General features: G+C 45.4%; 10 protein-coding genes. 7 read left to right on the top strand and 3 right to left on the bottom strand.

Annotated features, from left to right (window positions below; genetic code table 11):
• The 3 genes from CAG68_RS19250 to CAG68_RS19240 all read left to right on the top strand — a co-directional run.
• A partial coding sequence (locus tag CAG68_RS19250; protein ID WP_202600007.1) for a cellulose biosynthesis cyclic di-GMP-binding regulatory protein BcsB occupies positions 1-524 on the top strand: 524 nt, incomplete at its 5' end.
• Entirely contained in the window at positions 524-1630 is a 1107-nt protein-coding gene (gene bcsZ, locus CAG68_RS19245; RefSeq protein ID WP_161441528.1) for a cellulose synthase complex periplasmic endoglucanase BcsZ, read from the top strand. The genes CAG68_RS19250 and bcsZ, both read left to right, overlap by 1 nt.
• Complete coding sequence (locus CAG68_RS19240) at positions 1621-5385, top strand: cellulose synthase subunit BcsC-related outer membrane protein (RefSeq protein WP_161441527.1); 3765 nt, start codon at positions 1621-1623, stop codon at positions 5383-5385. The genes bcsZ and CAG68_RS19240 overlap by 10 nt, the downstream gene beginning before the upstream one ends.
• A 60-nt stretch (positions 5386-5445) precedes the next feature.
• Here CAG68_RS19240 and CAG68_RS19235 read toward each other — a convergent pair whose 3' ends face one another.
• From CAG68_RS19235 to CAG68_RS19225, 3 genes are all read right to left on the bottom strand, one after another.
• Positions 5446-6300 (bottom strand): tetratricopeptide repeat protein, encoded by an 855-nt coding sequence (locus CAG68_RS19235; RefSeq protein WP_161441526.1) that lies wholly within the window; start codon positions 6298-6300, stop codon positions 5446-5448.
• A gap of 472 nt (positions 6301-6772) precedes the next feature.
• Positions 6773-7600: an SDR family oxidoreductase gene (locus tag CAG68_RS19230; protein WP_064353702.1), complete on the bottom strand. Its 828-nt coding sequence runs from the start codon at positions 7598-7600 to the stop codon at positions 6773-6775.
• A 44-nt stretch (positions 7601-7644) separates the two neighbouring features.
• Positions 7645-8559, bottom strand: coding sequence for a TIGR01777 family oxidoreductase (locus CAG68_RS19225; protein ID WP_047102894.1), 915 nt, complete (start codon positions 8557-8559; stop codon positions 7645-7647).
• A gap of 255 nt (positions 8560-8814) precedes the next feature.
• Between CAG68_RS19225 and CAG68_RS19220 the strand changes: the two genes are divergently transcribed.
• The 4 genes from CAG68_RS19220 to CAG68_RS19205 are packed head-to-tail and all read left to right on the top strand — an operon-like array spanning position 8815 to position 11081.
• Complete coding sequence (locus CAG68_RS19220) at positions 8815-9549, top strand: DUF1538 domain-containing protein (RefSeq protein ID WP_017634823.1); 735 nt, start codon at positions 8815-8817, stop codon at positions 9547-9549.
• Entirely contained in the window at positions 9546-10337 is a 792-nt protein-coding gene (locus tag CAG68_RS19215) for a DUF1538 domain-containing protein (protein ID WP_005382078.1), read from the top strand. The genes CAG68_RS19220 and CAG68_RS19215 overlap by 4 nt, the downstream gene beginning before the upstream one ends.
• Positions 10327-10677, top strand: coding sequence for a P-II family nitrogen regulator (locus tag CAG68_RS19210; protein WP_005382084.1), 351 nt, complete (start codon positions 10327-10329; stop codon positions 10675-10677). The genes CAG68_RS19215 and CAG68_RS19210 overlap by 11 nt, the downstream gene beginning before the upstream one ends.
• Positions 10674-11081 carry a CBS domain-containing protein gene (locus tag CAG68_RS19205; RefSeq protein WP_054728932.1) on the top strand — a complete coding sequence of 136 codons (408 nt, stop codon included), beginning with the start codon at positions 10674-10676 and terminating at the stop codon, positions 11079-11081. The genes CAG68_RS19210 and CAG68_RS19205 overlap by 4 nt, the downstream gene beginning before the upstream one ends.
• Positions 11082-11163 lie beyond the last annotated feature (82 nt).

The raw sequence follows: 11163 nt of genomic DNA, 5'->3' as shown, positions 1-11163 counted from the left end.
CTAATAACCCTGACCAAGTTAACTTAGTGGTTAAAGAAGGTCAGAGACAAATTCGCCTGCCAAGCAAAAATGAAAAGCAGCTCGGAATGAACTGGATGAGTCCAAGTGATGCTCGTCAAGCCGCCGCAGATTATGTTTCTGTCGAGGCAGAAGGCTCTTTTGCTGCTATTTATGGTGCAGAATCGCCATTTACGAAAAAACGCAGCGTCATTTCTATTATGGCGGCTCACCCGTCAGATTTTGCGTCGGTTGATCGCGCGTTGGCTGACTCCGGTAAAGTGGAGCGCATGTTTGGCTCGGTAGTGACGTTGAGAAATAACGAAGTAGCAAGCTACAACGTGGGTTCGCACTACTATGTCGGTAAGCTTCCTGTGTGGCAGCTCGTTTGGTATCACTTCTCTAATCACCCAGTCATCGTTGCGTGCTTTGCCGCCTTGCTAGTGGTGATCGTAACCATTGTGCTTTGGCGCGTATTACGTCAAGTCGCGTCTAGACGTTTAGAAAAAACTGAGGAAGAGGAATAATGAAAAAACTCATCTCGTTCCTTATGTTGTTCGTGTCTCCTTACTTGTGGGCTAACACCTGCGAGTGGCCACAATGGGAAACATTTAAGTCGGTATACATGGAGCAAGGCCGAGTCGTTGATGGCAGTGATGAGCGTATGATTACGACCTCGGAAGGTCAATCTTACGCATTGTTCTTTGCCTTGGTTGCCAATGACCCTAAAACCTTCGATCAGGTTTTAAAATGGACTCAATCACATTTGGCTGGTGGGGATTTGACGGCAAGGCTTCCTGCTTGGTTGTGGGGAAGAAAAGAAAATGGTCAGTTCGGAGTCTTGGATTCTAACCCAGCGTCAGATTCAGATTTGTGGATAGCTTACTCCCTTGTTGAGGCGGGAAGATTATGGAATAACTACTACTATCAGACCCTTGGACATCTGATCGCGAGTCGTATTTTACGTGAAGAAACCGTCAACATAGCGGGAGTTGGAACGGTATTGTTGCCAGCTCCAACGGGCTTTGATGCCGACGGCCAGTACCGTGTGAATCCGAGTTATGTTCCGTTACAACTGATTGCTCGTATGCAGTCGCTGTACCCGCAATACAACTGGGATTCAATGTACAAGGCAAGTGTTCACATGCTAGAGAAAACGATGCCAGCTGGCTTTAGCCCAGACTGGGCAGCATTGAGAAATGGTCGTTATAGCTCAGATGTGGTTACAGGGCCGATGGGCAGTTACAACGCGATCCGCACTTATCTTTGGGCGGGTATGCTAAATGACCAAGTTTCAGAAAAAGCAGTATTAGTACAAAAAATGCAGCCGTTTGTCGCGGCAACCAAAGCCCTTGGTGCGCCAGCGAGAGAAGTAAATACTGAAACGGGTAAATATACCCAAGCAGGAAGCGCAGGTTTTTCTGCTGCGGCTCTTCCGTTACTCGCGGCTTCTGGTGAATCTACGCTGTTGGAGACGCAGTTTCGTCGTGCTCAAAATGAACTTGTGGTGGACAAAAACGATCATTATTACGACAACGTATTAAGTCTATTTGGGCTTGGTTGGCATGAAGAACGTTACCGTTTTGGTGTGCAAGGTGAATTGCTTCCTGTATGGAGCGAGAGATGTCAGTAACAGGACGCGTGTTATGGTGGATTCCACTGGTTGCTTTGGCGGCTGGTGGCGTCGGCACTGTGCATGCAGAAAGCTTTAGCTCAAAACCTCTGACAAAGTCGCAGCTCGCACAGGTCTACAAGCCTATCGAGCTGGTTCAATTTTCCACATCATTAGCACGAGTTGACTCGGTTGAGTGGTTGGTTGAGCAGCTAAAACTGGCGGATGCGATTGGCCGAGATGATATTGTCGAGAGTACTCTGGAGAGGCTGTTCGCGATTGAAGAAAGCAATCCAACGGGGCTTTTCTATCAAGCGAATATGTATCTGAAACGTAAGCAGCCAGAATTAGCAAAACCGGTATTTGAGCGCTTAATCAGACAGGCGCCTCATTCGACTCAAGCGAAAAACTTGTCATCGATTATGGCTATTCAGGGAGAGAAAAGAGCGGATTATCAGCGCGCTCAGTTGCTTGCAAAATCTGGTCGTTACGATGAAGCGATTCAAGCTTACAAAGCCCTTTTCCCAAATGGAATGCCATCACCAGCGTTACAACTGGAATTCCTACAGTTGCAAAGTAATTTGCCAGGCAGTTGGAGCTCGGTAAAACAGGGACTGGAACGTTTAAATGCAAATTATCCTAGTGTTCCGTCTTTTCAACTCGCGTTAGCCAACCACATTCGCAAAGAGAATCCTGCTGATCCATGGATTCTCGATACCTATAAAAAGTTAGCGCTTGCTCCTTCGGTTGGAACAAATGCGGCAACGTCGTGGTTGCGTGCATTGGATCAATTGCCTATTTCAGATCAAGTTGTTCAGCAATATGCCATCTTAGCTAGCTACTACCCGTCTGACATGGAGATACAAAGAGCGAATCAAAGCGCGAAAGATCGCTGGAAAAAGGAAAAGGAACTACGCAAAGACCCCACTTATCTCGCCAAGCTCAAAGGGTTAGCGTTGCTCGAGGAAGATAAAACCGGCCAAGCAGAAGCTCAGCTGCGTTATGCGTTGACGACTCGTCCGCAAGATCCTGAATTGCTTGGTGCTATGGGTAAGGTTTATCTACGTAGAGGGCAGCAACAAAAAGCGCTCGGATACTTTAAACAGGCTCAGCACTTAGATCATAATCCTGACTCGGCCTCAAAATGGGCAGCGCTAATCGAGACTTCTCAATATTGGGCGTATCTTGATCAAGGTGATGCCTTGGTCGAAAAAGGCCAGTTTAAGCAAGCAGAAAGCGCTTATCAAAAAGCGATTCAAGTAGATAAATCCCAACCTTATGCTTATTCATCATTAGGCTCTTTGTATCTGGTACAAGAAAATTATGCCGCGGCAGAGAAGGTTTTCAAACAAGCTTTGCAACTGGATAGCAGCAATAGCTCTGCATTGCGTGGTCGCTTAGATGTTCGTATTCAGCAGCAAGATTGGTCTGGCGCGGAAGCACTCGCGCGCAGTTACTCAGCCCCACAGCAGAAAGTGGTCGCTGAAAAAATAGCGAGCATCAAGTCGGAAGTTATTTTGACTCGTCTGCGGATCGCAATCGCTCAAAATGATCAGGCAACGATGAAAGCGTCCGTAGAGGAATTGATTGCGCTACAGCCAACCTCCCCATGGTTAAGGCTTGATATTGCTGACGTGGTTCATTCAATGGGCGACAAAGTACGCGCGGATACGCTGATGTCCGATTGGGCTACATCTAGTAATGACCCTGAAATGAAATTTGCTTACGCGCTTTATCTCGCGCAGGACTTCAACGTGAATGAGGCCATCGCTGAGCTAGAGAGTATCGCACAACATGACATGACAGACGCAATGCAGCGCAATTTAACCCGCTTGAAGCTTGATGCTCAGTTGAGAGACATTCAAACGCGTTACTTAGCTTCTCCCGAATCAGTAATGGCGATATTACGTGCGCTAGAGTCGGATTATCAAGGTCAAATTCAACCGCTCGCTCGTCTAGTGAGTGCGTGGTTAGACATTGATGAAGTTAAGGAAGCTGAGAGGATTTTCCAAAACATTTCGCTTTCAGAAGATTGGTCAACCGATGACAAACTGGCTTACGGCAGCATGATGGTAAGCTTGAATCACTTTGAAGATTTTGATCGTTGGTACGCGGACTTAGCATTAAATTCCGCAACACAAGATTTAAGTGCTTCGGAAGCATTACAGCTTGATGAACTCAAAACCCGTCGACTGTTGAGTCAAGCGGATCTGATGCTGGTTAATCAACAGCCTAAGCTTGCGTTGGATTTGTATGAACAAGTTTCTTTAAAGCCTGAGCCATTTAAAACTCAAGCAGAAATTGGCATGTTGCAAGCTAGTGCTTTGACTGGGTATGAAGCGACGTATCACGACATGCACCTCATTTTGAATAAAAAGCGCGATAGCTTAACTGCGGCACAGTTGATGACAGTGGCCGCGGTGTTTAATCAACAAGGCTATCGAAATGACGCTAATGCGCTAAATCAGTTGTTGGATGCGATGCCTGATGCTGACGCATTAGCATTTCGCAATAGCATGTCTATAGCAATGGAAAATCAACAGTGGGCGTTAGCTGAAACACGCGCCTATCAAGCCTTAAATCGTGACCGAATGGATAAAAATCGTGAACCTGAAGAGGCGAAAAAAGAACCCCTAAGCTTACGCGAGCTATATGATACTGCTGACGACTACTGGTTGACTCGTAACGTCAAATCGGACATCGATAAACTGCATGATCGGAGTGATGGGCATGTCATGATTGGCTGGGATTACAGTGCACGAGATGGCCGTAATACTTCGAATCAAGTGCCCATAGAAGCCCGAATCCCGATAGAGAGCTGGGATGGGCACCTGTTGCTAAAAGCCGATTATGTTTCTATCGATTCAGGTCAGTTGGACTATTATGAAAAAACCACCGATTCTGACAGCACTTCGTTCCAAAATGACGCATCAGGTATGGCATTTGGAGTGGGCTGGCAGGCTGAAGATTGGTTGGTCGATATCGGCACGACACCAATTGGTTTCGACCATACCACATGGGTTGGTGGTGTGCGCATCAATGGGGACCTGGGTGAGTTCGGTTGGACGGCAGAAGCTTCGCGTCGCCCTGAGACCAGTAGCGCGCTTTCTTATGCTGGAATGTCTGTCCCTAGCGGCACGACTGACCCTCAAGGGACTAAATGGGGCGGAGTTGCTCGTACTGGTGTGAAGTTGAGCTCAAGTTGGGACATTGGTGGCCCTTACGGTTTTTGGAGTAGCTTGCAGTATCATGTTTTGACTGGTGAAAAGGTTGAGGACAACACTCGTTTAGGCGTGCTAGGTGGAGCGTACTACAAGTTAATTGCAACGGATGACCAGCGTTTAAGTATAGGTACGAACTTAATGTACCTTGATTACGACAAAAATCTGGGTGAGTACACGCTAGGTCACGGTGGCTACTACAGCCCGCAAAGTTACTTCTCGGTGTCTTTACCTATCAACTTTTATGGCCGATACAACAGTTCTTGGTCATATCAATTGAGTGCATCCGTCTCTAACTCTTGGACTAAGGAAGACGCGCCATACTTATCGACAGTAGCGGAGTCAGACAAGGGTGGTGGTTTTGGTACGTCGTTGCAAGCGGCGGTGGAAAAGCGAGTCAGCAAACGTTGGTATCTTGGTGCGTTAGTCGATGTACAACGTTCTGAGTTTTATACACCAAACCATTTCATGCTTTATGCCAAGTACACCTTTAATGATCGTTGGCAACCAATAGAGTATCCGCCAGCAGCACCAACGTTGTATAGCGACTTCTAACAAAAAACAAAGGCCGGAAATCCCGGCCTTTGTTGTCTTATTCTTAGAAGAATGCGGCGCTTAGTACAAAATTGAGTAAAGCTGGCGACGATATTTGCTTGCTAATGCGTTACCTTGACCTAGTGCACTGAGAATATCCATAAAAGTCTTCTTCACGTCACCGTCTTGGGCGCCCAAGTCTTTTTTAAGAATATTCCACAGCAGTTCCAACGCTTCTTCATCCCGACCAACTTGGTTGTATTGTACCGCCAATTCACAAGCGAGTTCGAAGTTTGCCATGTCTGCTGCGTATGCTTGTTCTAGTCGCTGTAACTCAGGGCTATCTGCAGCCTGCAAATGCAGCTCGAGCTTGGCTATTAGGCTCTTGTAGTAGTTATCTTGATACTCGAGAGGGATAGCGTTCAGTAGTTCTTGGGCAATATCAAATTGTTTGGTTTCTAGCAAACAATCAGCCATCGCGAGTTTCACATCACCACGCTCTTGCAGCTCTGGCGGCAAAGTGTGGATGATGCTCAAAGCCTGAGCATGCTCACCTTGCTGAAGAAGTTCACTGACTTGTTTTAATAGTTGTTCATCTGGGCTTGGCAAATACTTTTGTAGCATGGTAGCAATGGCATCAATTGGCTGGGGGCCTCCTAGACCATCGACGGCTTGACCATTTATAAACAGCGCGATAGTTGGCAATACTTGCACGCCAAATTGAGACGCTAAAGCGGGCTGATCTTCACAATTTAGTAGAGCAAGCGTAAATGCACCGTTGTACTGTTGAGCAAGAGATTGCAACTCAGGGAGTATCTGTGCGCTTTCTGGTTGAGCGTTGGCCCAAAAGTGGATCAAAACGGGCGTGTTCATTGATCCTTCAAGCGTTTCGCGAAAGTTCTGTTCTGTTATCTCAACGATAAATGGGGATTGCATCAGAGTATCCTTGCCTTGTGTCTTGTCGTTGATATTAGATATGGAGTTGATTTAGGTGAAATTCAAGCGACATTCACCATCAATAATGAATCATTCTATTTTGAGAAAACGTGAGGTAATAGAGTGAGGTTATTGCTGCTCAGGTGTTAGATAAAAAGAAAACGCTGCCGAAGCAGCGCAATTCTAATGCTATTTGTTAGTGCGGTATCAAAATAGGATGAACATGGTCAACACTACACCCACACTAAGCCAGTTAAGCTGATTTAATGTCATTGTTGCCTCGCAGTAGTATAAACATTGCTACAAAACGTAATGGGTGGCGATACCAAATCTAAGCAACTCAATCACTTTGGGCGAAAGAATCCCCGCTGAATTGCGTAGAAATTGATTCGTTTAGTTGAGGTTTTTTTAACCTACATGTTCATAATGACATCACATTGTTACGGTGAAATTACATTTCGACAAAACTTTTTTATGCAGCCTGTCGCAAAATTTTATCAAGTACACGGGTTGGTAATAGTCTTTTCAAGACTGCGAATAATTTAGTCGGTGTAGTAATTCGATAACGAATTTTCGGTGAAACGCTAGTTAATGCATGAAGAACTGGTGCGATGCAAGACTCTGCAGGCAAAACAAATCGATTATTAGACTTGTCGTTGTTGAGTCGCTCTCTTTGTCCTTCATAAGCATGACGATGGGGGCTAGATTCAATATCAACCCACTTCTCAAAGGCTCGTAATGCATTGTTTCTAAATTGAGTTTCGATCGGTCCTGGTTCTATCAATGCCACTTTGATATTCGTATCCGCAAGCTCTAGCCTGAGCGTATCTGTCCAGCCTTCTAAGGCAAATTTTGATGAATTATAGGCGCCACGGTATTTCATTGCGGCAAAACCAAGAACAGAGCTGTTTTGTATGATGCGTCCTTCGCCTTGCTGGCGCATATGAGGAAGCACCTCTCTGACCAACTGGTGCCAACCAAAAAAGTTGGTCTGAAATTGATCTTGAAGAGCCTCGGTGGGTAAGTCTTCCAGTGCTCCGGGCTGACCATAGGCACCATTATTGAACACTGCGTAAAGCTTACCTTCTGCTAACTCTAGCGCTTGCTTCACGCCCGAAGAAATGCTTTCTGGGCTATTTAGGTCTAGATTGATGCAGGTTAGCCCTTCATTAATTAGGCGCTGGACATCTTGTTCTTTCCTACAAGATGCAATGACATTAAATCCCTTGTTTTGTAGGGCGTGAGCGCACACGTAACCGATGCCGGTTGAACAACCCGTAATAAGAATCGACTTTTTCATAATTTAATTTAAGACTCAGAAACATTGATTGGAGCCATCATTCATCAGCTCCGGTCATGAAGCAAGTGCTTGAGTGCTGGCTCTATTCTGGAGTAGCTAAATTTAAAGCCCAGTTCGGTGAGTTTTTTGGGTTTGGCTCTCATGCTATCAAACAATAAGCAGGAAGATTCTCCCATTAGGAGTTCCATCGCCCATTTAGGCGTGAACAAGATATGCGGACGTTTTAGCGTTTTAGCTAGTGTGCCGCTGAATATACGATTAGTCACAGGATGGGGGGCGCACATATTGAATGCACCGTGAGCATGTGGTGTTTCAAGCAAGTACATGATGGCGCGGACCATATCTAGGATGTGAATCCAAGGCATGTACTGATTACCGTTCCCAAGTGGGCCGCCTACGCCAAGCTTGTAAGGTAATAGCATCTTTGCCAACGCACCACCATTAAGGCCGAGTACCACGCCAGTTCTCATTAGACAAACCCGTGTTTGTTCCGACTCTGCGCGCTTAGCTATTTGCTCCCACTTTGCACAAACCTCGTGAGGAAAGTCGTCGCTATTAACATGTAAGCACTCATCAAACGGATGATCTTGTTGATCACCATAGTAGCCAACTGCCGAGCCACTAATAAAAACAGAGGGAGGTTCGGTACTTGCGTGGATCAGCTCAACAATTTGCTCGGTAATTTTCCAACGACTTTTGCAGATTTTTTCTTTTTGCTCGCTGGTCCACCTTTTATCCGCAATAGGCTCACCTGCAAGATTAATGACGGCATCAACGTGATTGAGATCGGCGAACGATTCGAGCGAGTCAAGGTATTCGATATTACCCAGATCAGCATGCTGTAGGCGTTGTTTTGCTCGCTCTGGAGAGCGTGTAAGTAGCATAACTTGGTGAGTTGATAGCAGCTTGAGCAACTCCGAGCCAATAAACCCAGTGCCACCTGTGAGTAATATCTTCATGTTATCTCTTTGAATGTACACGTATTAGAACATTATAGTCGTTTTGTGCTTAGCTTGATCATCTCAACACCATTATTTCTAGGATAGTGACAAGCTGACAGAGAGGCTATTAACTTCACATATTAGTAAATATGTAACTAAATGTTATAGATGGCGCTAGTGTATTCACGGTAGAAGAGTGAAATCTATGCCAGACTAGAAGTTATCGCTCATTGGAACGAGCGTAATCAGTTTGCACAATCAAGGAGGATAGGCATGGAAGCATTTGTTGCGCTTTTTCGAGCGCTCCTCAATAGTGCTCGTGACTTATTACCCATCATCATTGTTATCACTTTTTTCCAATTAGTCGTTTTGCAAGAGCCGCTGCCCAACCTGGTCTCCATTCTTTTTGGCTTGTTGCTTGTCGTTTTAGGATTAACCTTTTTTATCTTTGGCCTAGAACTTGGTCTTTTTCCTATCGGAGAGAGTATGGCTCAAGCCTTTGCAAAAAAAGGCAGCGTGTTTTGGTTATTAGTCTTTGCGTTTTGTTTGGGGTTTGGCACCACGATAGCTGAACCTGCATTAACCGCGGTAGCAGAAGAAGCATCAGAAGTTGCGGCAGAAGGAGGGATGATCACAAACTCAGAGCAATCCATGCAGGATTATGGACAAGGGCTACGAGTAACGGTGGCACTTTCTGTGGGGATCGCTATCGTTATTGGCGTTCTGCGCATCTTAAAAGGGTGGCCAATTCATTACATGATCATTGGTGGCTATGTAGGCGTTGTAATACTGACGTGGTTTGCACCTGAAGCCATTATTGGCGTCGCTTACGATTCCGGAGGTGTAACCACGTCCACCATAACAGTACCTTTGGTCACTGCTCTGGGCGTCGGTTTAGCGTCTTCTATTAAAGGGCGCAACCCTATGGTGGATGGCTTTGGTTTAATTGCTTTTGCCTCGCTGTTACCGATGATGTTTGTGATGGTTTACGGAATGGTCGTAACATGATTTCAATTGATCATTTCCTAGACACTTTATTATCGACCGTTAGAGACGTCGTTCCCATCGCCAGCATTATTTTTGGTTTTCAGTTAGCCGTGTTAAGGCGTCCTGTTAGCAACCTTAAGAAAGTTTTGCTTGGGTTCGTTTATGTGATTTTCGGGTTAGCTCTTTTTTTACTTGGATTAGAAATGGCGTTGTTTCCACTTGGGGAGACGATGGCTGTGCAATTAACGGCGCCGGAGTTTTTACAAGAGTTCAAAGTATCGGTAGGGAAAGCCTTAATGTGGGTCGACTATTATTGGGTTTACACCTTCGCCTTTTTTATAGGCTTTAGTACCACGATTGCAGAGCCTTCTTTAATCGCTGTAGCGATAAAAGCAAACCAAGTCTCTGGAGGCAGTATCAGTATTAACGGCTTGCGCGTAGCCGTTGCGTTTGGGGTGGCAATTGGTATTGCATTAGGGAGTTACCGGATTGTCGTGGGCGATCCCATTCATTATTACATCATCGCGGGTTACATCGTCGTTGTGATTCAAACGTTTTACGCTCCTAAGCTTATTGTTCCACTCGCCTACGATTCTGGAGGCGTAACAACTTCTACCGTCACTGTCCCACTTGTAACTGCATTAGGGTTAGGGCTTGCTTCGACCGTCCCTGGAAGAAACCCAATGATTGATGGCTTTGGCTTGATCGCGTTTGCCAGTCTATTTCCTATGATCTCTGTGATGGGCTATGCGCAAATAACCCAGTGGCTGAATAAAAACGTCTCGGAGGAAGAAGAAAATGCGCTTTAAATTGATACTTGCGTTTGTTGAAGACAGCAAAACAGACAAGGTGTTGGACGCTGCACGCGATGCTGGTGCGACCGGTGCAACAGTGATTAACAATGCTCGCGGGCAAGGTTTAAATCAAAAGCGAACGTTTTTTGGTTTAACGCTAGAAGTGCAAAAAGATGTGCTGCTGTTTGTGGTCGAGGAACATCTCTCTCGACACATATTAGAAACCATTAATGAGGTTGGTGAATTTGACAGAGAGTCGGGACAGGGGATTGCTATTCAGATCGATATTGAAGATGCAGTCGGTGTCGCGCATCAAGTCGAGACATTGACCAAAGTAGTCGAGGATGAATTATGAGTGATCAAACGATAATTAGAGTTCGAGATGTTATGGCGGCAACGTATGTAATGGTTGATGGACTGATGACCGTATACGAAGGCATAACGCTAGCGAAAAAATACCAAGTCAAAGCGCTGGTGGTGAAAAAGCGAGATGATAATGATGAATATGGCATCGTGTTGATGAATGATATCGCCAAAAAGGTGCTGGCGAATAATCGTTCTCCTCAGCGCACAAATATTTATGAAATCATGACCAAGCCCGCTTTGTGTGTCGAACCAGATATGAACGTAAAATATTGTGCCCGTTTGTTTGAGCGATTTGGCATAAGCAGAGCGCCGGTCATTAAAAGTGGCGAGGTCATTGGGATGGTGAGTTATAACAATATTGTCATCAATGGTATGGTGCGAGAAGAAGTGTAATAGGTTGATATAAATGAAAAATCAACGAATTTTTTCTCAAGTCAGCGACTGTTACAAAGAACTAAAATATTTAATATATGTT

The organism is Vibrio sp. V42_P2S4T144, assembly GCF_009904715.1.
Lineage (GTDB): Bacteria > Pseudomonadota > Gammaproteobacteria > Enterobacterales > Vibrionaceae > Vibrio > Vibrio alginolyticus.
This window is presented reverse-complemented; position numbering and strand designations above follow the sequence as displayed.

What these genes read in the sequence shown, in the direction of transcription:
- CAG68_RS19215 (WP_005382078.1), top strand. Translation starts at nt 9,546, where the DNA reads ATGATTTCAATTGATCATTTCCTAGACACTTTATTATCGACCGTTAGA.
- CAG68_RS19240 (WP_161441527.1), top strand. Translation starts at nt 1,621, where the DNA reads ATGTCAGTAACAGGACGCGTGTTATGGTGGATTCCACTGGTTGCTTTG.
- CAG68_RS19220 (WP_017634823.1), top strand. Translation starts at nt 8,815, where the DNA reads ATGGAAGCATTTGTTGCGCTTTTTCGAGCGCTCCTCAATAGTGCTCGT.
- CAG68_RS19235 (WP_161441526.1), bottom strand. Translation starts at nt 6,300, where the DNA reads ATGCAATCCCCATTTATCGTTGAGATAACAGAACAGAACTTTCGCGAA.
- CAG68_RS19230 (WP_064353702.1), bottom strand. Translation starts at nt 7,600, where the DNA reads ATGAAAAAGTCGATTCTTATTACGGGTTGTTCAACCGGCATCGGTTAC.
- CAG68_RS19210 (WP_005382084.1), top strand. Translation starts at nt 10,327, where the DNA reads ATGCGCTTTAAATTGATACTTGCGTTTGTTGAAGACAGCAAAACAGAC.
- CAG68_RS19225 (WP_047102894.1), bottom strand. Translation starts at nt 8,559, where the DNA reads ATGAAGATATTACTCACAGGTGGCACTGGGTTTATTGGCTCGGAGTTG.
- bcsZ (WP_161441528.1), top strand. Translation starts at nt 524, where the DNA reads ATGAAAAAACTCATCTCGTTCCTTATGTTGTTCGTGTCTCCTTACTTG.
- CAG68_RS19205 (WP_054728932.1), top strand. Translation starts at nt 10,674, where the DNA reads ATGAGTGATCAAACGATAATTAGAGTTCGAGATGTTATGGCGGCAACG.